At 32.6% G+C, this 23393-nt stretch carries 21 protein-coding genes, 1 tRNA gene and 1 other annotated feature; of the genes, 1 reads left to right on the forward strand and 21 read right to left on the reverse strand.

Annotation, left to right across the window (positions count from 1 at the left end):
- Positions 1 to 77 precede the first annotated feature (77 nt).
- The 20 genes from rpoC to GOM42_RS13440 form a co-directional block, all read right to left on the reverse strand.
- Positions 78 to 3614 carry a DNA-directed RNA polymerase subunit beta' gene (gene rpoC, locus GOM42_RS13345; RefSeq protein WP_003460614.1) on the reverse strand — a complete coding sequence of 1179 codons (3537 nt, stop codon included), beginning with the start codon at positions 3612 to 3614 and terminating at the stop codon, positions 78 to 80.
- Positions 3615 to 3693: 79 nt separating this feature from the next.
- The gene (rpoB, locus tag GOM42_RS13350) at positions 3694 to 7398 is read right to left on the reverse strand and encodes a DNA-directed RNA polymerase subunit beta (protein WP_003460611.1); all 3705 of its coding nucleotides are present in this window, start codon (positions 7396 to 7398) and stop codon (positions 3694 to 3696) included.
- A 304-nt stretch (positions 7399 to 7702) separates the two neighbouring features.
- Complete coding sequence (gene rplL / locus GOM42_RS13355; protein WP_003452170.1) at positions 7703 to 8068, reverse strand: 50S ribosomal protein L7/L12; 366 nt, start codon at positions 8066 to 8068, stop codon at positions 7703 to 7705.
- A gap of 54 nt (positions 8069 to 8122) precedes the next feature.
- Positions 8123 to 8623: a 50S ribosomal protein L10 gene (rplJ, locus tag GOM42_RS13360; RefSeq protein ID WP_003452177.1), complete on the reverse strand. Its 501-nt coding sequence runs from the start codon at positions 8621 to 8623 to the stop codon at positions 8123 to 8125.
- Between the two features lie 34 nt (positions 8624 to 8657).
- Positions 8658 to 8784 (reverse strand) — a sequence feature (ribosomal protein L10 leader region).
- Positions 8785 to 8839: 55 nt separating this feature from the next.
- Positions 8840 to 9529 (reverse strand): 50S ribosomal protein L1, encoded by a 690-nt coding sequence (rplA, locus tag GOM42_RS13365; RefSeq protein ID WP_003452172.1) that lies wholly within the window; start codon positions 9527 to 9529, stop codon positions 8840 to 8842.
- A 57-nt stretch (positions 9530 to 9586) separates the two neighbouring features.
- Entirely contained in the window at positions 9587 to 10012 is a 426-nt protein-coding gene (gene rplK, locus GOM42_RS13370) for a 50S ribosomal protein L11 (RefSeq protein WP_003452181.1), read from the reverse strand.
- Between the two features lie 74 nt (positions 10013 to 10086).
- Positions 10087 to 10608 (reverse strand): transcription termination/antitermination protein NusG, encoded by a 522-nt coding sequence (gene nusG, locus GOM42_RS13375; RefSeq protein ID WP_003452167.1) that lies wholly within the window; start codon positions 10606 to 10608, stop codon positions 10087 to 10089.
- 37 nt (positions 10609 to 10645) lie between these two features.
- Positions 10646 to 10870 (reverse strand): preprotein translocase subunit SecE, encoded by a 225-nt coding sequence (gene secE, locus GOM42_RS13380; protein ID WP_003479237.1) that lies wholly within the window; start codon positions 10868 to 10870, stop codon positions 10646 to 10648.
- Between the two features lie 53 nt (positions 10871 to 10923).
- Entirely contained in the window at positions 10924 to 11073 is a 150-nt protein-coding gene (gene rpmG, locus GOM42_RS13385; RefSeq protein WP_003482374.1) for a 50S ribosomal protein L33, read from the reverse strand.
- Positions 11074 to 11255: 182 nt separating this feature from the next.
- On the reverse strand, positions 11256 to 12449 hold the full coding sequence (tuf, locus tag GOM42_RS13390) for an elongation factor Tu (protein WP_003452162.1): 1194 nt from the start codon (positions 12447 to 12449) through the stop codon (positions 11256 to 11258).
- 66 nt (positions 12450 to 12515) lie between these two features.
- A tRNA-Thr gene (locus tag GOM42_RS13395) sits at positions 12516 to 12591 on the reverse strand.
- 82 nt (positions 12592 to 12673) lie between these two features.
- The gene (sigH, locus tag GOM42_RS13400) at positions 12674 to 13321 is read right to left on the reverse strand and encodes an RNA polymerase sporulation sigma factor SigH (protein WP_003459372.1); all 648 of its coding nucleotides are present in this window, start codon (positions 13319 to 13321) and stop codon (positions 12674 to 12676) included.
- Between the two features lie 81 nt (positions 13322 to 13402).
- Positions 13403 to 13912 (reverse strand): NYN domain-containing protein, encoded by a 510-nt coding sequence (locus GOM42_RS13405; protein ID WP_003459316.1) that lies wholly within the window; start codon positions 13910 to 13912, stop codon positions 13403 to 13405.
- 15 nt (positions 13913 to 13927) lie between these two features.
- Complete coding sequence (rlmB, locus tag GOM42_RS13410; protein ID WP_003459298.1) at positions 13928 to 14797, reverse strand: 23S rRNA (guanosine(2251)-2'-O)-methyltransferase RlmB; 870 nt, start codon at positions 14795 to 14797, stop codon at positions 13928 to 13930.
- 22 nt (positions 14798 to 14819) lie between these two features.
- Positions 14820 to 15557, reverse strand: a complete 738-nt coding sequence (thyX, locus tag GOM42_RS13415) for an FAD-dependent thymidylate synthase (protein ID WP_003452247.1) — start codon at positions 15555 to 15557, stop codon at positions 14820 to 14822.
- A gap of 15 nt (positions 15558 to 15572) precedes the next feature.
- Entirely contained in the window at positions 15573 to 15983 is a 411-nt protein-coding gene (locus tag GOM42_RS13420) for a ribonuclease III domain-containing protein (protein ID WP_003459297.1), read from the reverse strand.
- 226 nt (positions 15984 to 16209) lie between these two features.
- Positions 16210 to 17607 carry a cysteine--tRNA ligase gene (cysS, locus tag GOM42_RS13425; protein ID WP_025648643.1) on the reverse strand — a complete coding sequence of 466 codons (1398 nt, stop codon included), beginning with the start codon at positions 17605 to 17607 and terminating at the stop codon, positions 16210 to 16212.
- 107 nt (positions 17608 to 17714) lie between these two features.
- Positions 17715 to 19427, reverse strand: coding sequence for a proline--tRNA ligase (locus GOM42_RS13430; protein ID WP_003459370.1), 1713 nt, complete (start codon positions 19425 to 19427; stop codon positions 17715 to 17717).
- A 354-nt stretch (positions 19428 to 19781) separates the two neighbouring features.
- On the reverse strand, positions 19782 to 20459 hold the full coding sequence (ispD, locus tag GOM42_RS13435) for a 2-C-methyl-D-erythritol 4-phosphate cytidylyltransferase (protein ID WP_003459324.1): 678 nt from the start codon (positions 20457 to 20459) through the stop codon (positions 19782 to 19784).
- A 13-nt stretch (positions 20460 to 20472) separates the two neighbouring features.
- The gene (locus tag GOM42_RS13440; protein ID WP_003459365.1) at positions 20473 to 21579 is read right to left on the reverse strand and encodes a PIN/TRAM domain-containing protein; all 1107 of its coding nucleotides are present in this window, start codon (positions 21577 to 21579) and stop codon (positions 20473 to 20475) included.
- A 311-nt stretch (positions 21580 to 21890) separates the two neighbouring features.
- Here GOM42_RS13440 and GOM42_RS13445 point away from each other — a divergent pair, with 311 nt between their 5' ends.
- Positions 21891 to 22292 (forward strand): hypothetical protein, encoded by a 402-nt coding sequence (locus GOM42_RS13445; RefSeq protein WP_003459340.1) that lies wholly within the window; start codon positions 21891 to 21893, stop codon positions 22290 to 22292.
- Between the two features lie 33 nt (positions 22293 to 22325).
- On the opposite strand, the gene disA is transcribed toward GOM42_RS13445, so the two are convergent.
- The gene (disA, locus tag GOM42_RS13450; RefSeq protein ID WP_003452233.1) at positions 22326 to 23390 is read right to left on the reverse strand and encodes a DNA integrity scanning diadenylate cyclase DisA; all 1065 of its coding nucleotides are present in this window, start codon (positions 23388 to 23390) and stop codon (positions 22326 to 22328) included.
- Positions 23391 to 23393 lie beyond the last annotated feature (3 nt).

Consider the following 23393-nt stretch of genomic DNA (forward strand, 5'->3'; position numbering starts at 1 on the left):
GTTAATCCCTTAGTACTTTGCTAATCACACAAACTGTATTTTATCATCTAAGAATACTACTGTCAACAAAATTAATCTTATTCTTCAATCTCAATTATTGTTTCAGTCTCTTGATTACTGTTTTCAGTATTTAATTTTAATGATCTATACTTCATCATACCTGTACCTGCTGGAATTAACTTACCAATTATAACATTTTCTTTTAATCCAACAAGAGGATCAATTTTTCCTTTGATTGCTGCATCAGTAAGAACTCTTGTTGTTTCTTGGAATGATGCTGCTGATAAGAAACTATCTGTAGCAAGAGCTGCTTTAGTAATACCAAGAAGAACTATATCTCCTTGAGCTTTTTCTCCTCCAAAGCTTTCAACTCTTTCATTTTCAGCTCTGAAATCGAACATATCAATCATTACACCTGGTAATAAATTAGTATCACCTTGCTCTGTTACTTTTATCTTTCTAGTCATTTGTCTAACTACAACTTCTAAGTGCTTATCGTTGATATCAACCCCTTGAAGTCTGTAAACTTTTTGAACTTCTGAAAGTAAGTATTCTCTTGCACCATCAACACCCTTAATGCTCATGATATCATGTGGGTTAACTGAACCTTCTGTTATTTCATCTCCAGCTCCAATAGCTATACCATCTTTAACTTTTAATCTTGATCCAAATGGTATGTCATAGCTATATTCTTCTCCTGAATCAGTAACAACATAAACAGTTCTCTTCTTCTTAGTTTCTTCTATTCTTACAGTACCTGCAACTTCACTTACAATTGCTAATCCTTTTGGTTTTCTTGCTTCGAATAACTCTTCAACCCTTGGAAGACCTTGAGTTATATCTGCTCCAGCAACTCCACCTGTATGGAATGTTCTCATTGTAAGCTGTGTTCCTGGTTCTCCGATTGACTGAGCAGCTACGATACCAACAGCTTCACCAATATTAATTTTATATGATGTTGCCATGTTCATACCATAACACTTAGTACATACTCCAACCTTAGAATCACATGTAAATACTGATCTTATTTTTACTTTTTGAATTCCAGTGTCAGCTATTTTTTCAGCTAAAATTGGATCCATGTAAGTATCTTTTGCAGCTAAAAGCTCTCCAGTTTCTGGATGGAAAACATCTTCTGCAGTATATCTTCCTGTTAATCTTTCAGCTAATTGTTCAACTACTTCTGAACCTTCTTTTATTTCTTCAACGTAAATACCATTTTGAGTTCCACAGTCGTGTTCTCTTACTATAACATCTTGGCTTACGTCAACAAGTCTTCTTGTTAAGTAACCTGAGTCAGCAGTCTTAAGTGCTGTATCGGCGTTACCTTTTCTAGCTCCGTGAGTAGATATGAAGTACTCTAATACGTCAAGACCTTCTCTAAATGATGCTCTGATTGGTAACTCGATGATTTTACCTGATGGACTCGCCATAAGTCCTCTCATACCAGCTAACTGTTTGATCTGTGACTTAGATCCTCTGGCTCCTGAGTCTGCCATCATGAATATTGGGTTAAATTTATCCAAACTATTCATTAATGTATCCGCAACTTCCTCAGTAGTCTCAGTCCATTTTTCTATAACTCTTTCATATCTTTCATCTTCAGATATAAGACCTCTTCTATACATTTTTTCGATCTTATCTACAGTTTCATCAGCTTCTTTTAATAGTTCATATTTCTTTTGAGGAACTATCATATCTGAAGCAGCAACTGTAACAGCTCCAATTGATGAATAATGATATCCTGTTGCTTTTATGTTATCAAGCATTATTGAAGTCTTAGTTGGACCATGCTTTAAGTAACATTTATCTATTATTTTTCCTAATGACTTTTTAGTTATTAAGAAATCTATTTCTAAATTGAACATTTCTTCAGGATTTTCTCTATTTACAAAACCTAAGTCTTGAGGTATACATTCATTGAATATTATAAATCCTGGAGTTGTTTTGATTATTCCTGACTTAAGCTCTCCGTCTATTTCTTTAGTAACTTTAACGTTAATCTTAGCATGAATATCAACTTCTTTTAATTGGTAAGCCATTATTACTTCATCAAATGATGCGAAGTATTTTCCTTCACCTTTAGCTCCGTCTTTATCCATTGTTAAGTAATATGAACCAAGAACCATATCCTGAGTAGGTACACAAACTGGTCTACCATCAGAAGGTTTCATTATATTACCTGCTGCAAGCATTAAGAATCTAGCTTCTGCTTGAGCTTCAACTGATAAAGGTACGTGAACAGCCATTTGGTCTCCATCGAAGTCAGCGTTGTATGCTGTACATACAAGTGGATGAAGTTTTATAGCTCTACCTTCAACTAATACTGGTTGGAATGCTTGAATACCTAGTCTATGTAGAGTAGGTGCTCTGTTTAGTAATACTGGATGGTCTGCTATAACTTCTTCAAGTACATCCCATACTTGTGGCATTACTCTTTCAACCATTCTCTTAGCACTCTTTATGTTATGAGCAACTCCGTCTTCAACTAATTTCTTCATAACGAAAGGCTTGAATAATTCTAAAGCCATTTCTTTTGGAAGACCACATTGATACATTTTTAATTCAGGACCAACAACGATAACTGATCTTCCTGAATAGTCAACCCTCTTACCAAGAAGGTTTTGTCTGAATCTTCCTTGCTTACCTTTAAGCATATCTGATAATGATTTAAGAGGTCTGTTTCCAGGACCAGTTACAGGTCTTCCTCTTCTACCGTTATCTATTAAAGCATCTACAGCCTCTTGAAGCATTCTCTTTTCGTTTCTAACTATTATGTCAGGAGCGCCAAGGTCTAATAACTTCTTAAGTCTGTTATTTCTATTTATAACTCTTCTGTATAAATCATTTAAATCTGAAGTAGCAAATCTACCTCCATCTAATTGAACCATAGGTCTTAAATCAGGTGGTATAACTGGTATTACATCTACTACCATCCATTCAGGTTTATTTCCTGATGATTTGAATGATTCTACAACTTCTAATCTTCTTATTATTCTAACTTTCTTTTGACCTGTGCTTTGCTTTAATTCTTCTTTAAGTTCAGCAGCAGTTCTTTCTAAGTCTATTTCTGATAATAAAGTTTTTATAGCTTCTGCACCCATTCCAGCTACAAAGCTCTCTTCACCATATTTGTCACACGCTTCTCTATATTCTTTCTCATTAAGAAGTTGTTTCTTTAATAATGAAGTTTCTTTTGGATCTATAACTATATATGATGCAAAATATAGAACTTTTTCTAAAGCTCTTGGTGACATATCAAGGATTAATCCCATTCTTGAAGGTATTCCTTTGAAATACCATATATGAGATACTGGCGCAGCTAATTCAATGTGAGCCATTCTCTCTCTTCTAACTTTAGATTTAGTTACTTCAACACCACATCTGTCACATACAATACCTTTATATCTAACTCTTTTGTATTTTCCACAGTGACATTCCCAGTCTTTTATAGGTCCGAATATTCTTTCACAGAATAATCCGTCTCTCTCAGGTTTTAACGTTCTATAGTTAATAGTTTCAGGTTTCTTTACTTCTCCTCTAGACCACTCTCTAATTTGTTCTGGAGATGCTAACCCGATTTGTAAAGCATCAAAATTATTTAATTCGAACAAGGGTGTGTCCTCCCTTCATAGTTTAATGTGAATTTTTAAGTATCCCCTTACTCTCATGAGCAAGGGAACACTTTATATCCTAGTTAAAATCATCTTCTATGTCTAAATCACTTGTGAAGTCTAATAAGTCTATGTTTTCATAGTCTATTTCTTCATCAATTTCTTCTGCTGGGATGTATGCTTCCCCTTTTTCCTCTTTAGCTTCTTCTGTTGTTGAATCTTCAGTACCTTCCATGTTAACTTCTAATACTTCGATTTCATCATCATCTTCAGCTAATTCTTTGAATTTAACTTCTTGGTTATTATCATTTAAAACTTTAACGTCTAAGCATAAAGCTTGAAGTTCTTTAATAAGAACCTTAAATGATTCTGGCACTCCTGGTTCAGGAATGTTTTCACCTTTAACAATAGCTTCGTAAGTTTTAACTCTACCTACAACATCATCTGACTTAACAGTAAGTATTTCTTGAAGAGTATGAGCAGCACCGTATGCTTCTAATGCCCAAACCTCCATCTCTCCGAATCTTTGTCCTCCGAATTGTGCCTTACCACCAAGTGGCTGTTGAGTTACTAATGAGTAAGGTCCTGTTGATCTAGCATGGATCTTATCATCAACTAAGTGAGCAAGTTTTAAGATGTACATTATACCAACTGTTACTTCGTTATCAAACTCTTCACCAGTTCTACCATCTCTTAAAACTGTTTTTCCGTTTCTATTGTATCCTGCTTTTTCTAAGCAATCTTCTATATCAGTTTCTGTAGCACCATCAAATACTGGTGTAGCAATGTGCCATCCTAATGCACTTGCAGCCCATCCTAAGTGAACCTCTAATACCTGACCGATGTTCATACGAGATGGAACCCCTAGTGGGTTTAAGCATATTTGAAGTGGTCTACCATCTGGTAAGAATGGCATATCTTCTTCTGGTAATACTCTTGAGATAACCCCTTTGTTACCGTGACGACCAGCCATCTTATCTCCAACAGATATTTTTCTCTTTTGAGCAATGTAACATCTTACAAGTTCATTAACTCCTGGTGATAAATCATCACCATTTTCTCTTGTAAATACTTTTACATCTACTATTATACCAGCTTCCCCGTGTGGAACTCTTAAAGAAGTATCTCTAACTTCTCTAGCTTTTTCACCAAAGATAGCTCTTAATAATCTTTCCTCAGCAGTAAGTTCAGTTTCTCCTTTTGGTGTTACTTTACCAACAAGAATATCTCCTGATCTTACCTCAGCACCGATTCTGATTATACCTCTTTCATCTATATCTTTTAAAGCATCCTCACTTACGTTTGGAATATCTCTAGTTATTTCTTCTGGTCCTAATTTAGTATCTCTAGCTTCGCATTCATATTCTTCTATATGGATTGATGTAAATACGTCTTCTCTAACTAACTCTTCTGAGATAAGCATAGCATCCTCGTAGTTATATCCTTCCCAAGTAATGAATCCCATTCTTATGTTTTTACCTAAAGCTATTTCTCCTAAATCAGTTGAAGGTCCATCTGCTAATACTTCACCTTTAAGTACCCAGTCACCTTTAGCCACTATTGGTCTTTGGTTTATACAAGTACCTTGGTTACTTCTCTTGAATTTAAGAAGTCTATAAGTATCAACACCACCATCTAATTCTCTCTTAACTCTTACTTCGTTAGCACTTACATAAACTACTTCACCAGCATTTTTAGCTTTAGGAAGAACCCCTGAATCTACAGCTGCTTTGTATTCTATTCCAGTACCAACTATTGGAGCATATGGTTTTAATAAAGGAACTGCTTGACGTTGCATGTTTGATCCCATTAGGGCTCTTGATGCGTCGTCGTTCTCTAAGAAAGGTATCATTGCTGTTGCAACAGATACTAGCTGTCTTGGAGAAACGTCCATTAAGTCAACATCCTTACTTGGAACTACTAATACCTCACCTTTATCTCTAACAGTTACTTTCTTATCAATAAAGCATCCATTTTCGTCTAATGGTTCATTAGCCTGAGCTACTAGGTATTGGTCTTCCTCATCTGCAGTAAAGTATCTTATTTCACCAGTTACTCTACCTTCTGCTTTATCTACAACTCTATAAGGAGTTTCAATAAAGCCATACTCATTAACTTTAGCATATGTAGCTAATGAGTTTATAAGACCTATGTTTGGTCCCTCTGGAGTCTCGATAGGACACATTCTACCATAATGAGAGTGGTGAACGTCTCTAACTTCGAAACCAGCTCTTTCTCTTGAAAGACCTCCTGGTCCAAGAGCTGATAATCTTCTCTTATGAGTTAACTCAGATAATGGGTTTGTTTGATCCATGAACTGTGATAACTGTGAGCTTCCAAAGAACTCTTTTATAGCTGCTGCTACTGGTCTTATATTGATTAATTGTTGTGGTGTTATAGCTTCTTGGTCTTGAATAGTCATTCTCTCTTTAACTACTCTTTCCATTCTTGATAAACCAATTCTAAATTGATTTTGTAAAAGCTCACCAACACTTCTTAATCTTCTGTTTCCTAAGTGGTCTATATCATCAACATATCCAATATTATAAGCTAAGCCAATTTGGTAACTTATTGTAGCGAATATATCATCTTTGATGATGTGCTTAGGAATAAGTCTTGTCATATTCTTTTTGATTTCTTCTTTTATAGTTTCTTCATCAGAATAGTTATCTAAGATCTCTCTTAATGTTGGGTAGTGAACTAATTCTCTGATATTTAAATCTGATATATCGAAGTCCACACACTTATGTATATCTACAAAGTGGTTACCAATAATTCTAATTACTCTGTCTTCAACTAAAACATCAACTGAATTTATTCCTCTATTTTGGATTTCTTCAGCATTAGCTCTTGATATTTTTTCACCTTTTGCAACTAAAACTTCACCAGTTAATTTATCTACTATATCTTCTGCTGCTATTTGGTTAGCTATTCTTAAACCAATTGCAAGTTTTTTGTTAAACTTGTATCTACCAACTCTTGATAAGTCGTATCTCTTAGCATCGAAGAATAAAGAATCTATTAAACTAATTGCACTATCAACTGTAGGTGGTTCACCTGGTCTTAATCTCTTATAGATTTCTAATAATGCTTCTTCTTTAGTCTTAGTATTATCTTTTTCTATTGTAGCTTTGAATCTTTCTTCTTCACCAAAATACTCAAGAAGTTCTTGATCGCTTCCAAAACCCATAGCTCTTCCTAGTATACTTATAGGAAGTTTTCTTGTTTTATCTATTCTTACATAGATAACATCATTTGAATCTGTTTCATACTCTAACCATGCACCTCTGTTAGGTATTACTGTTGCAGAGAACAGTTTTTTACCAGTTTTATCTACATTATAATTGTAGTAAACACCTGGTGATCTTACTAACTGAGAAACAATAACTCTTTCGGCACCATTGATTATAAAAGTTCCTTGCTCTGTCATTAATGGGAAATCTCCCATAAATACCTCTTGTTCTTTTATTTCTCCAGTTTCTTTGTTTTGAAGTCTTACAGCTACTTTTAGCGGTGCAGCATAAGTAGTGTCTCTTTCTTTACACTCTTCAACTGAATATTTTATGTTATCCATATCTAGAGTGTACCCTACAAACTCAAGTACAAGATTTCCAGTAAAGTTTGAGATAGGATTAATATCATCAAAAACTTCATAAAGTCCTGCATCTAAAAACCATTTGTAAGAATCTAATTGAATTTCAATTAGGTTTGGCATTTCAGCCACGTCTTTGACTTTTGCAAAGCTCATTCTCGTTCTTTTTCCAACTTGGACAGGATGTACCATCAACTTTCACCCCTTGTATAAACTAAAATAGCCAAAAGCATACTTTCCCTAAGGACCTATGCTTTCGGATTACATACAATATCATCTTTTTAGTATACCCATTTTTTAATGTAGTATACATAAAATTCATATTCAACTTTATACTATTACACAATAGTACATTTACTTATGGTATCATAGGCAATACCCGTTGTCAATATTCTAAAAAAATTTACTTTAAATTATTTTTTACGCCCAATCTCTTGAGTTAAAAAAAAGAGGCACTACTAAGTACCTCTTTTAATATTTTAAAATTAAGCTTTAATTACTTAAGCTCTACTTCAGCTCCAACTTCAGCTAATTTAGCTTTCATGTCTTCAGCTTCTTCTTTAGCTACAGCTTCTTTTAATGTTTTAGGAGCTCCATCAACTATTTCTTTAGCTTCTTTTAATCCTAAACCAGTTAATTCTCTAACTGCTTTGATTACTTTTATTTTGTTTGCACCAGCATTAGTTAATACTACGTCAAACTCTGATTTTTCTTCTGCAGCAGCACCTGCAGCAGCTCCGCCTACAACAGCAACTGGAGCAGCAGCGCTTACTCCGAATTCTTCTTCACAAGCTTTAACTAACTCGTTTAATTCTAAAACACTCATTTCTTTTATAGCTTCTATGATTTGCTCTTTTGTCATGATTCGCACCTCCGAAATTTTCTTTCCTGTTTTTTAAATTTTTATTTTTATTAATTATTCAGCAGATTCTTCTTTTTTGTCTGCTATTGCACTTAATAAGTATGCAAAGTTTGATAGTGGTGACTTGATACTTCCAAGAAGTTTTGCAAGTAACACTTCTCTTGAAGGTATAGCAGCAAGTTGCTCAGTTTGCTCTTTGTTGTAAACTGTTCCTTCTACTATAGCAGCTTTTAACTCAAGCTTTTTGTTTTCCTTAGCGAAATCGTTAAGGATTCTAGCTGGAGCAGTAGCATCTTCGTAACCGAAAGCTATTGAAACTGGACCTTCTAAGTATTCAACTATTCCATCAAAACCTAATTCTTTTGCAGCTAGAGTAACTAGTGTGTTTTTGTAAACTTTGTACTCAACACCTGCTTCTCTTAAGCTCTTTCTTAAGTTTGTATCTTGTTCTACTGTTAAACCTTGGTAGCTAGCAAGTACAACTGATTGAGCTTTTTCTAATTTCTCTTTTATCTCTGCAACTTTAGCTTCTTTTAATTGTCTGTTTTTGTTCACTGTGTCCACCTCCTCACAGTTTAGTTAACTGCTTTATATAATAAGAAAAGTCTTCCCGTAGACATAGGAAGACTATTATATACACTATAATTGCCCTCGGTAGGTTGTTCTACGTTATGCCTTTCAGCACCTACTGTCTACGGAAACTTTCATTCACTTTTTCAACAAAAATTATTTTAACATGCACTTAAACTTATGTCAAGCACTTTATTAAAATTAATCTAAAACTTTAGCTGGGTTAACTTTAGCTCCAGGTCCCATAGTAGCTGAAACTGAAACTGATTTTAAGTATTGTCCTTTAGCAGCAGCTGGTTTAGCTTTTACTAAAGCATCCATTAAAGCTTTGAAGTTTTCAACTAATTTCTCAGTTCCGAAAGATTTCTTTCCTATTGGGCAGTGAACTATAGCAGTCTTATCTACTCTATATTCAACTTTACCTGCTTTGATTTCTTTTATAGCGTTAGCTACGTCAAATGTAACTGTTCCTGATTTTGGGTTTGGCATTAAACCTTTTGGTCCTAATACTCTACCTAATCTACCAACTACACCCATCATATCTGGAGTAGCAACAACTACATCATAATCAAACCAGTTTTCACCTTGAATTTTTTGTACTAATTCGTCAGCTCCAACGAAATCTGCTCCTGCAGCTTCAGCTTCTTTAGCTTTCTCACCTTTAGCGAAAACTAAAACTTTAACATCTTTACCAGTTCCGTGTGGAAGAACAACAGCTCCTCTAACTTGTTGGTCAGCATGTCTTGGGTCTACACCTAATCTTACGTGTAATTCGATAGTTTCATCGAATTTAGCTTTTGCAGTTTTAACAGCAAGCTCTAAAGCTTCTGCTGGAGTATATAATGCATTTTTATCTATTAATTTTGAACTTTCAATATATTTCTTTCCCATTAATATAATCCTCCTTTGTGGTATTAGCGGTTTTTACCTCCCACCGATTTGAATAAATTATTCTACTACTACTACACCCATACTTCTAGCAGTACCTTCGATCATGCTCATTGCAGTTTCGATTGTTGCAGCATTTAAGTCTGGCATTTTTAATTCAGCAATTTTTCTTATTTGCTCTTTAGTGATGTTTCCAACTTTAGTTCTGTTTGGAACACCTGATCCACTTTCTAAGCCTAATTCTTTCTTTATAAGAACTGCAGCTGGTGGAGTTTTTAATATGAAGCTGAATGATCTGTCTTGATATACAGTTATTACAACTGGTATTATTAAGCCAGCTTTATCAGCAGTCTTTGCGTTGAATTCTTTACAGAATCCCATTATGTTTACACCGTGTTGACCTAAAGCTGGTCCTACTGGTGGTGCTGGTGTTGCTTTTCCTGCAGGAAGTTGAAGTTTTATCATTCCTGTTACTTTCTTAGCCATGAGTTTATTCCTCCTATACTGTGGTAATTATCGGACTTCCGCCCTCCCACTTGATCGAGACGTTAGTCTGATTTTTAATCTAATTTTTCTACTTGATTAAAATCTAGTTCAGCTAGAGTTTCTCTACCGAACATATCTACTAAGGCTTTTATTTTGCCTTTTTCAACATTTATTTCTTGGATTATAGCAGCAAAACCACTTAAAGCTCCTGAAATAATGTTTATAGTTTCTCCTACCTCCAAGTCGATATCCATAGCAGTTTTCATTACTCCCATAGATTCTACCTCTTCATCGGTAAGTGGTACAGGTTTTGACCCTGGACCTACAAATCCAGTTACTCCTCTTGTATTTCTTACGACATACCAAGATTCATCTGTCATAACCATGTTTACTATAACATATCCTGGGAATTTTTTCTTTAAAGTAACTTTTATCTTACCATCTTTTTCTTCTGCACTCTCTTCCATAGGAACTTGAATGTCTAAGATTAAAGATTCTAAGTTTCTGTTCTCTATAGTCTTCTCAAGATTTGCTTTAACTTTATTTTCGTATCCTGAATATGTGTGTACTACGTACCATCTAGCTCTATCACTCATATCATACCGGTGAATAAATCACCAAACCTCCCTTATATTATTTAAGTCCAAACACTAACTCAAAGAGGTTCTTAAATACAAAATCCATTACTCCTATTAAAGCAATAGATATTACAGTAAATACAATTACTGCAATAATGGCCTTTTTAGCTTCTTCTTTTGGTGGCCAAGTTATTCTTTTGATTTCAGCCTTAACCCCTCTAAAGAACTTTGTTATACCAAAGCCTCTGCTTTTTTCATTTACATTTTGCTTTGCAGCCATAAATTCACATCCTTAACACCATAATAATGCATTAGAATTTTCTATCCAAAACACTACTTAGTTTCTCTGTGAAGAGTATGAGTCTTACAGAATTTGCAGTATTTTTTCATCTCTATTCTATTAGGATCGTTTTTCTTATTTTTCATAGTGTTGTAGTTTCTTTGCTTGCACTCAGTACATGCTAAAGTTACTTTTACTCTCACGTTCAGCACCTCCAGTTTTGTTGTATATTAAAAGTAGTTCTATCTACCAATACACTGCTAGTTAATTACTAAAATACATTATCATAAATATACACAAGTGTCAACAAACGTTGGCTATGTAAAGGACTAGGTTATTTAACCCAGTCCTTATTATGATAAACTATATGTTATTTTGCTTAAAACTACTCGATTATTGAAGTAACAACTCCTGAACCTACAGTTCTTCCACCTTCTCTGATAGCGAATCTTAATCCTTCATCCATAGCGATTTCTGTGATTAATTCAACTTCCATGTCGATGTGGTCTCCAGGCATAACCATTTCCATTCCTTCTGGTAATTTGATTGATCCTGTAACGTCTGTTGTTCTGAAGTAGAATTGTGGTCTGTATCCATCGAAGAATGGAGTATGTCTTCCACCTTCTTCTTTTTTAAGTACGTATACTTGACCTACGAATTTTTTGTGTGGGTTGATTGTTCCAACTTGTGCTAAAACTTGACCTCTTTCGATGTCAGTTCTTTGGATACCTCTTAATAATGCTCCGATGTTATCTCCAGCTTGTGCTTCATCTAATAACTTTCTGAACATTTCGATTCCTGTTACAACAGTTTTTCTTCTTTCTTCAGTTAATCCGATTACTTCTACTTCGTCTCCTACATGTAGAACTCCTCTTTCAACTCTTCCTGTTGCAACTGTTCCTCTACCAGTGATTGTGAATACGTCCTCTACTGGCATTAAGAATGGCTTATCTGTTGCTCTTTCTGGTGTTGGGATGTAGCTATCTACAGCATCCATTAACTCTCTGATACAAGCTGTTGCAGCTTCGTCAGTTGGGTTTTCTAATGCTACTAAAGCTGATCCTTTGATTACTGGAATGTCGTCTCCTGGGAAGTTGTACTCGCTTAATAACTCTCTAACTTCCATTTCAACTAATTCTAATAATTCTTCGTCGTCAACCATATCTGCTTTGTTTAAGAATACTACGATGTGGTCAACTCCAACTCTTGATGATAATAAGATGTGCTCTCTTGTTTGAGGCATTGGACCATCAGCTGCTGAACAAACTAATATAGCTCCGTCCATTTGAGCTGCTCCAGTGATCATGTTTTTAACGTAGTCAGCATGTCCTGGACAGTCAACGTGAGCGTAGTGTCTGTTAGCTGTTTCGTACTCAACGTGTGCTGTGTTGATTGTGATTCCTCTTTCTTTTTCTTCTGGAGCTTTATCTATTTCATCATATTTGAATGCTTCTGCCCCACCAGCTTGTGCTAAAACTGTTGTTATAGCTGCTGTTAAAGTTGTTTTACCGTGGTCTACGTGACCGATTGTTCCAATGTTAACGTGTGGTTTGCTTCTTTCAAATTTTGCTTTTGACATTGCAAATTCCTCCTTTAAAATTCAAATAAACTCTACCTAGCGTGTTGTATTTTCCTTATTTTGGATTGGAGCTCACGATCGGGATTGAACCGACGACCTCCGCCTTACCAAGGCGACGCTCTGCCGACTGAGCTACGTGAGCACCTTACATTCATTTAATTTACCTATGCCATAAAAATTTTACTACTAATAAAATTCTTTGTCAATACTTTTAAAAAATTGCATTATTTAATGTTTAAACATTTTTCAAGCTTTCTTTTTACACGTTGTAATGCATTATCTATAGATTTAGCTTCTCTATCTAAATCACAGGCAATTTCTTGATATGATTTACCATCTAAATAAGAATTTAATACCTCTAATTCTAGTTCAGAAAGCACACTATTAATTGCACTTTCTATTTTTTCAACCTCTTCTTTACCTATGACCAATGATTCAGGATCTGTAATTGTTATTCCTACTACAGTATCTAAAAGCGTTCTATCAGATTCTTCCTCGTAAATAGGTTTGCTTAAAGAAATATAAGTGTTTAATGGGATATGTTTTTGCCTTGTTGCAGTTTTTATAGCAGTTATTATCTGCCTTGTAACACAAAGTTCTGCAAAACTTTTAAATGATGCAAACTTATCTGGATTAAAATCTCTTATTGCTTTATATAATCCAATCATTCCCTCTTGATATATATCTTCTTTATCTGCTCCTATAAGAAAATATGATTTAGATTTAGCTTTTACAAACTGCTCATACTTACTTATTACATATTCTTGAGCCATATTATCACCATTTTTAGCTAGCATAACTACTTCTTTATCTGTTAAATCTTTAAATTCTTCATAATTATTGATTTTAGCCAAATCATAAGTAATCCCCATATTCTCTACACCCCCAGATAAAAATCTAATATCCAATAAATTACAAATAAATTATAAGGTTTATATATGACTTCGTCAATATTACCCTCTTCTCATTTTTTCTAATTTTTCTAATACACTTTCTTCTAAAGTATCGCCTAAAAAATTTTTACCTAATTCTAATTTATTTTTTTCTGCCTTTTTTCTAATGTTATCCTGAACTTTTAACACTTCATTGTAGAATTCAATAGATGACATTCTCACGGCCCCTCTTTGGAAAATAGTTTGTTGTTCTAACCTATCCGAGGTTACAACAACAATTTCTACTTTTCTTCCTAGTTCATCTACCATTCTCTCAATATATGCATCAGCAATTTCGCCTTCTTTTGTAAAGACAGTAATTATATTTCCAGATAACTCTTTGCTTTCAATATTTCCAGCAACCTTATGAGCATCAAAAACTAAATAAATTTTACAAGAGTTAAAAGCAGCATAATTTTCAAGCATTTCTGTAAGCTCTGTTCTTGCTATATCATAGCTATAATTTTTTGACTTTTTTAGATTAGGCCAACTATTTATAACATTATAACCATCTATAAATATAACTCTCATCTCATCACTCTTTTTCTACTTTATTATTCTTGATTTTAATACCTCATACATCATTATACCACCTGCAACTGAGGCATTTAAAGAATTTATTTTTCCAACCATTGGAATTTTAACTAACTTGTCACACTTCTTCTTAGTTAAGTTTGACATTCCTCTACCTTCACTACCGATTATTATTCCACAAGCACCTTTGAAGTTTGTTTCATAACTATATTCTTCTCCAGCTATATCAGCTCCATATATCCATAAATTGTTAGCCTTTAATTCTTCAATAGCATTATTTATATTAGTAACTTTTGCAATTTTCATATGTTCAATAGCTCCTACAGAAGCTTTATAAACAGTTCCAGTTACTCCAACATTTCTTCTCTTTGGAATTATGATACCATGTGCACCACATAATTCTGCTGTTCTTACTATTGATCCTAAGTTATGAGGATCCTCTAATTCATCTAAAATAACTATGAATGGATCTTCATTTTTACTTTTAGCTAAATCTAATATATCTTCAACAGTACTATATTTAAAAGGAGTTATTTGTGCTATTACTCCTTGGTGAGCTTTAGTTTCGCTCATTAAGTCAAGTTTCTTTCTATCAACTTCTTTTACAACTATTTTCTTTTCTTTAGCTAATCCTAAAATTTTGTTTATTGAACCTTCCATTTTTCCATTAGCTATAAATATTTGCTCTATAGTCTTATCTGACTTTAATAATTCTATAACAGCGTTTCTTCCTTCTACTAAATCTTCTCTTACTTTAACTTCTTCCTCAGCAAAAGTTCTAGTATTTCTAGCATATTTTTCTTCTCTTGCTCTTTGTTCTCTTTCTAAAGCATACTTTTGCTTACGAGTTAATTGTTTATATTTATTTTCTGACTTTGTCATTTTGTTCTCTCCTTAAAAATTCCTATTTTCCAAGATATAATGTTCTCATCTCTTTAAGCTTTCCACAACACATTTTTCCTTCAGGACATGGACCTGCTACACAACTTGGACCTGCATTCTTAAATAATATTGGGGCAACCTTTTTAACTTCATTAACCATTTTTTCTGCCATAGTTCTTATTTCCCATTGAGCTCTATCACAACATCTATGATGGAAGAAGTTCATTAAACTTCTAGCATTCATAGTAAATACAATTTTTGTTTCACAAGCATTAGGGAAAACATATCTTGCATCCTCTATAGCTTTTTTCTCAGCTGGTTTTTCACCAATTCCTTCACTAATATATTTATCTTTTAATCTTTCAACTATTTCATCATATGCTTTTTGTGCACCTTGCATTTGGTCAATAAATAGCTTTTTAGCAACTTCATCATTTTCTATAGCTGGTGGTACTATGTATTCAAATTGATCTAACTTAACATATCTTTGAGATTGCTGTGAGTAAGATGCTATTCTATGTCTAACTAACTGATGAGTTAAGCTTCTTGAAACTCCTTCTACTGCAAAAGTAAATGAAACATGCTCTATTGGTGACATATGACCATATGACATAAGCATATTTAAAAACTTTTCCGCGCCTTCATCAGTTAAATTTTCTAATATATCATCAACACCTACAGGACTATAGCATAATTTAGCCGCTGCTGCTATGGTCTTTTCTGGTTCTGGTGTATATTGTAATAATTTAACTTTTAACATTAATATTTCTCCTTCCTAAACGTGAACTTCTATACATTTCAATAAGAACTCATTTAATCTTTCTTCTTTTCCAGTAAGATATAAATAACCTACTAAAGCCTCAAATCCTGTTGCATTTCTATAATCTCTAACATTTGCATTCTTAGGTACTGTTGCTGACTTAGCATTTCTACCTCTTTTATAAATATAAAGTTCATCTTCCCTTAGCTCATCTTCTAAAGCATTTATTATGTCACTTTGTGCCTTAGCTTTTACATATTGTATTGCTTTAACATGTATTTTGTGAGCTGATAAACCTGCATTTTCACTTAATATATAGTTTCTTATAAAAACTTCGTAAACTCCATCTCCTATTAAAGCTAATTGAAGTGGGTTTAACATTCTAGCTTCACTTTCTGAAAACTCTCTGTATAATAAATTCTTCAATATCTTATCTCCTTTTGTTTGAGCTTAATTTAAAAATTATATAGAATTTATTTATTTAAAACTATTAAACTACAAATTCAAATCTAATTCAATCAAAGATTTTAATATGATTAAATTTAGATTTTTTTAAATTATTGAATTTACTTTTATTTTAATAGTTATCAAATAAAATTCTTTAAAATAATAACTTGCAAAAGAAAGTTCCTTTGCAAGTTTATTATCTAAATTATATCATCTTCCATCTAACACCTTGAGGTGTATCTTCTAAGACAATTCCTCTATCTTTTAATTCATCTCTTATTTTATCAGCTAAAGTAAAATCTCTATCTTTTCTAGCTTGTTGTCTCTTAGCTATTAAAGCTTCAATCTCTTCTTCTAGATTTCCTTTAGTTGATTTTTGGAACATTCCTAATGGAGCTCCTAATTCTCTTATTAACTCTAAAGCTTTTTGAGCTAATTCCTTTGATGAGTCAATTGTTATATTTGTATTAGTATCTTTTATTAAATCAAATATAGCCGTTATAGCATCTGCTGTATTAAAATCGTCATCCATTTTTTCAATATATTTTTCTTTATATTTGTTTAATGACTCTAAGTAAGCTTTTTCTTCCTCATTCATTTCTTCTCTAGAAACTTCATCTATTAAGTTTTCTAAGTTTCCTATAGCATTGTATATTCTTTCAACTGAAGCTTTAGCTGACTCTAATAAGTCTTCACTAAAGTTAAGTTGTTGTCTATAATGAGCTGATAACATTAAAAATCTTATAACATCAGCATCATATCTTTCTAATATTTCTCTTGCTGTAAAGAAATTATTTAATGATTTTGACATTTTTTCATTGTTTACATTAACAAAGGCTGAATGTAACCAATATCTTGCAAAAGGTTCACCTGTTAAAGCTTCACTTTGTGCTATTTCATTTTCATGGTGAGGGAATTTTAAGTCTGATCCACCAGCATGAATATCTATAGTTTCACCTAATAATTTTTTAGCCATGCATGAGCATTCTATATGCCATCCTGGTCTTCCCATTCCCCAAGGACTATTCCAAGCTGGTTCACCTGGTTTTTGAGCTTTCCATATAGCAAAGTCCATTGGATCTTTTTTTCTTTCATCAACACTTATTCTAGCACCTGATTGAAGATCTTCTATGTTCTGTCCTGATAACTTTCCATATCCCTCAAACTTCTTAGTTGAGAAATAAACATCTCCATCAACTTCATAAGCATATCCTTTATCAACTAATCCCTTAACAAATTTTATTATCTCTCCAATAAATTCTGTAGCTCTTGGATTAACTGTAGCTCTTTCTATATTTAATGCATCTGCATCTTGGTAATACTCTTTTATATAAGTATCTCCAATCTTCTTTACAGTAGTGCCTTCTTCATTAGCCTTTTTTATCATCTTGTCATCTATATCTGTAAAGTTTTGAACAAAATCAACTTTGAATCCTCTGTATTCAAAATATCTTCTTATAGTATCAAAAACTATAAATGTTCTACCATTTCCTATGTGAAAAAAGTTGTACACAGTAGGACCACAAACATACATTTTAACTTCTCCTGGAGTTAAAGGAATGAATTCTTCTTTTTTCTTGTTTAAAGTATTATAAACCTTAATCACTACTTGACCCTCCTACCTTATATTATTAGTAACTCACCCTATATTAAATAAGGTGAGCTCTATTATTATATTCTAATTATATACAATTCCGTTAATCTTATAAATTATAAAGATAAATTTGCTCTTTCAAATTCTTCTCTTACTCTATTATAAACTTCTTCTATAGATAAAGTCTCAACTTCTCCACCGTTTCTAAGTTTAAATTCAACTTGACCTTCACCAATCATCTTTCCAACAGTTATTCTCATTGGAATTCCCATTAATTCAGAATCTTTGAATTTAACTCCTGCTCTTTCTTTTCTATCATCAAGTAGAGCTTCAACTCCCATTTTTCTTAATTCATTGTATATTTCTTCAGCTTTAGTTGCTTGTTCTTCATTTTTAACATTAGCTGGTATAACTGATACATGGTATGGAGCTACTTCTAATGGCCATATTATTCCGTTTTCGTCATTGTGTTGCTCTATTATTGAAGCTACAGTTCTTGTAACCCCTATTCCATAGCATCCCATTATAAATGGTTTAGCTTTTCCATCTTCATCAATAAATGTTGCACCCATAGACTCTGAATACTTAGTTCCAAGTTTGAATATATGTCCAACCTCAGTACCTCTTGAAATAGTTATTTCTTTTCCACACTCAGGACATTTTTCTCCTATAGTAACATTTCTAAAGTCACCAACTATTCCTTCAAAGTCTCTTCCATAGTTTACATTTTTTAAGTGCATATCAGTTTCATTAGCACCAATTATGAAGTTATACATATTAGCTACTTCTTGGTCAACTAATAACATATCTACTTTTATTCCCATAGGACCTGCAAATCCAACAGCTGCGCCAGTAGCTTCTTTAACAGCCTCTTCACTTGCCATTTCTAATTCTATAACTTCTCCAATAGCATTAGCTATCTTAACTTCGTTAGCTTCTCTATCTCCTCTTAATACAACAGCAACCACTTTATCATCAGCTTGGAATATTAAAGTTTTTGCTATTTTCTTTGGTGAGCATTCAAAGAATTTTGCTAAATCTTCAATTGATTTAACAGCTGGAGTTTCAACTTTTTCTACTTCCATTAATTCTTCTTTTTCTGCATGTTCTGGTGTTGATGGAGCTTTTTCTATGTTAGCTGCATAATCACAAGCTGTACAGAATACTACATCATCTTCTCCAACTTCTGATTTAACCATAAACTCAGCTGAACCTGATCCACCTATAGCTCCTGAATCAGCTGCAACTGCCTTAGCATCTAATCCACATCTATTGAATATATTAACATATGCTTTTCTCATTTTTTCATATGCTAAATCTAATCCTTCTTGATCTTTGTCAAAGCTATATCCATCTTTCATTATGAATTCTCTTGATCTCATAACTCCAAATCTTGGTCTTCTTTCATCTCTATACTTAGTTTGTATTTGATAAAGATTTAATGGTAATTGCTTATATGACTTTATTTCATTTCTAACTATATCAGTAAATACCTCTTCGTGAGTTGGTCCTAAGCAAAAATCTCTGTTATGTCTATCTTTTAATCTAAACATTTCTGCTCCATAAGCATCCCATCTTCCTGATTCTTGCCATAACTCAGCTGGTATTAAAGCTGATGCTAAGAATTCTTGAGCACCTGCATTATTCATTTCTTCTCTTACTATATTTTTAACATTTTCTATAACCTTTAATCCTAAAGGCATATAGTTATAAATCCCTGCAGCCATCTTTCTCATAAGACCTGCTCTAAGCATAAGCTTGTGACTTTCTATTTCTGCTTCAGCTGGAACTTCTCTTAAAGTTCCTACTAACATATTTGACATTTTCATAATATACTACCTCCTCATAAGCTATTTATAATCTTAATATTTTAATTAATTTCATTTAAAAAATAAAAAAAAGCTCTACCCTAAAAAACTTTAGGGCGAGCTTGTATTTCGCGGTACCACCTAAATTTGTACTCTATTCATTGTTAACGGTATTAAACCCGGTTAGTTTTTTGCTACGACTCCAAAGTAGGTTCAAAACATGTTGAAAATCTCTCAGCCTAGTATTTTCTCTCTGTATAAGCGTTTCTACTAATCTTTTTCACAGTCTTTACAACTATTAAATTTTCTTAAATCTTATAAAATTATATCCTTATAAAAATAACATGTCAATATACTGTCTCTATCTTGTGATCCTTACTTAACAAAATGTTCTGCTAATATTAAGTCTTCTGGTGTTGTAACCTTTATGTTTTTATAGTCACCTTCAAAAAGATAAACTTTTTCTCCTAAAAGTTCTACTATCATAGTATCATCCGTAACTTGAATCTTTTCATTTTTAACTTTGTTATGACCTTTTTTTATTAAATTATATTTAAAGCATTGTGGAGTTTGAACAGCTACTAAAGATGCTCTATTTGGTGTATCCACAGAGAATCCTTCTAAATTTTTAACTTTTATAGTGTCCTTTGGCATAACACCTGGAGCTGCTGCTCCAAACTCTCTAGAATACTTTATTCCGTCTTCTATTATTTTATTGCTTACAAAAGCTCTTGCTCCATCATGTATTAAAACAATATCACAATCTCCTATGGAATTTAATGCATTGTAAACTGAATCCTGTCTTTCCTTTCCACCTTCAATAATTTTAGATATTTTAAAATCAAATCTAGGTTCTATTTCTCTTTTAAAATAATCTATTTCATCCTTAGGTAGAACAAGAATTATTTCATCAATACCTTTACACTCCTCAAAAGCTTTTAAAGTATAATATATTATAGGCTTACCATTTATTTCAATGAATTGCTTACTAACTTCAGCACCCATTCTTTTTCCTTTTCCACCTGCTAATATTACGCTAACTACTTTTCCCATAATTAAATTCCTCTTAAGATTTATATTTAGCAAATATCATTCTTCCTGCTGCAGTTTGAAGTACTGAAGTTACAACTACTGTTATTTCTTTTCCCATGTACTTTCTACCACCTTCTACAACAATCATAGTACCATCATCAAGATAAGCAACCCCTTGTCCAGATTCTTTTCCATCCTTTACAACAGTAAGAGTCATCTCTTCTCCTGGTAATACTACTGGCTTAATTGCATTTGCTAATTCATTTATATTTAATACTGGAACACCCTGAAATTCAGCTACTTTATTTAAGTTATAATCATTTGTTACAACCTTACCATTTAATTTTTGTGCTAATTTTAGAAGTTTAATATCAACCTCTGCTATTTCTGGGAAATCACCTTCCCACATGATTACTTCTATCGGAAGCTCTTTTTGGATTTTATTTAATATATCTAATCCTCTTCTTCCTCTTGTTCTTTTTAAAGAATCTGAACAATCTGAGATGTGTCTTAATTCATCAAGAACAAAAGTTGGAATTACTAAAGCTCCCTCTATAAAACCAGTTTGGCATAAATCAAAGATTCTACCATCAATTATTACAGATGTATCTAAAACCTTTGGAGTAGCCTCATTCTTCTTATTAGAAGAATTCTTTGTTTTCTTTTCTTTAGATTGATTTTTTCTAAAATTCTCAAAGTATCCTGTAATATCTTCTCTTTTCTTAACAGCTATATCAGCTCCTATAATCATAGCTATTATGTTTATGATAACTGACACAATAGGTCCTAACATTTCATTTAAGCCACTTAAAAAGCTACTTAATGGCAACGTTATTACTAAAGCTAATACTAGAGCTACTATAGCTCCCCCCGCTCCAAATATTATTTCACTTGGAGATAATTTAGATATCCCTTTTTCTATAAATGTTATAAGTTTTCTTATAGATTTATAAATAAAAGGAGAAAGAATAAATAAAATGATTCCAAAAACAGCAATTAAAATTACATAAAATGATACCTTAAAAAAAATGTTTGTTAAATATTCATTGCCTATAGCACTTTTTCTTATTCCGTCTGCTAAAACAAATCCAATCAACAACCCTAAAATAGTGAAAATTACTCTGAAAATTTTCTTTATCACAAACTCACCTCCTATATAATTATTGACATGTTTAGTTTTTATCATTCATAGTTGTAAAATATTTATAATATATTTTCTTAATTATACCATATTGAAGCACTTTAATACTTACAAATATTGTTTAATTATTATAATTAATAAATTACCCCCTATAAATCTTTTTAAATTTGATTTATATTAAAGTCAAGTTAACAAGCTAATTAGTTTTTAACATATATTTAGTTTTGCAACCTAAATCATTTGACAAATATAACCAAAAAATTCTATAATTACTATAGGGTCAAAGATTAGTATATAAGGAGTGAAACACTATGAAGGACGTAATTTTTGACGATTTTCAAAATAGCGTTAATAATTCTTTACTTAGACACAAAAGCATATTAGATATATTGAGTAAATATCAAGAATCTCAAGCAAGAGCTAGCAGAGCTATATGCAAAGCCGTTACAAATTGCGGTTGCATAGAGATTTGTGCTAAAAAACAGAATATGCTAGAGGATACTGACCTATCCTTAGAAGAACTTAATCCACGCTTAAGTTCTCATATAAAAGGTGACTTATGCGAAAATTGCAGAGAAGTTATAGAACGTGAACTTGGAAATAATCTCTTCTATTTAACTTCACTATGCAATGCACTGGATCTAAACCTATTTGATATCTTATTAAAAGAATATAACAAAATGGATACTTTAGGTAAATTTACTTTTAGATAAATATTAAGTGCCATATTTATATGGCACTTCTTTTTATAAATTTTTATTTAAAGCAACTTGTTCTCTTATTCTTCTTAATCCATTTTTTATTGCTCTAGCTCTAGCTTCTCCAATTCCTTCTACTTGATCTAATTCTTCATTACCAGCTTCAAGAATATATTTAAGCTTTCCAAAATGTCCTACTAAGTTTTCTATTACATTTGAAGGTATTCTTGGTACCTTATTTGATATTCTATACCCTCTTGGTGACACTAATGTGTCAATTAAAGATTTTCCTACATATCCTAATTCTTTTGCTATTATATCTAAATCTAATAAATCTTCAGCCGATAACTCTTGAATTTCTTTGTAGACATCATTATATTCCATCTTGTCATAGCAATAATCTCTTATTAAAAGGACTCCATCTTGTTCTATACTTCTTACTAATTCATTTAATTGCATAGAAATAAGTCTTCCCTCATTTCCTAGCTCAATAATGTAACCCTCTATCTCTTCAACTATCCTCATTACCATTTCAGTTCTCTGTATAGCTGTAGTTACATCAAAAAGAGTTGCTAGGTCTTGAAACTCAAGTATGTTAAGATTATTTGTTACTCTTTCAAGTACAGCTACATACTTCTCTAATGTTTGTATAGCCTGATTTGCTTTACTTAATATAACTGCACTATCCCTTAAAACATATTTTATGTCACCTTTATAAACAGTAATTATATTTCTTCTTTGTGATATAGCTATTGCTATTTTATTTGTTTGCTTTGCAACCCTTTGAGCAGTTCTATGTCTTGTTCCTGTTTCAAAAGTACTTATAGATTGATTTGGCATAAGCTGAGCATTTGCGTAGAGTATTCTTTTTCTATCTGAAGTAAGTACTAATGCTCCATCCATCTTAGCAAGCTCATATATATATGCTGGACTATATTCAGAATTTATATTAAATCCACCATCTACTAAATCTAATATTTCTTCATTATCCCCTAATACTATAAGTCCTCCTGTTTTGGCTCTAAGTATATTATCTAATCCTTCCCTTAAAGAAGTACCTGGACTCATTATTTTTAATATTTTTTTTAACTCATCATCATGTACAGTTCTCATTTA

The organism is Clostridium sp. 16K-1-R1 (assembly GCF_023921145.1).
Classification (GTDB): Bacteria; Bacillota; Clostridia; order Clostridiales; family Clostridiaceae; genus Sarcina; species Sarcina perfringens.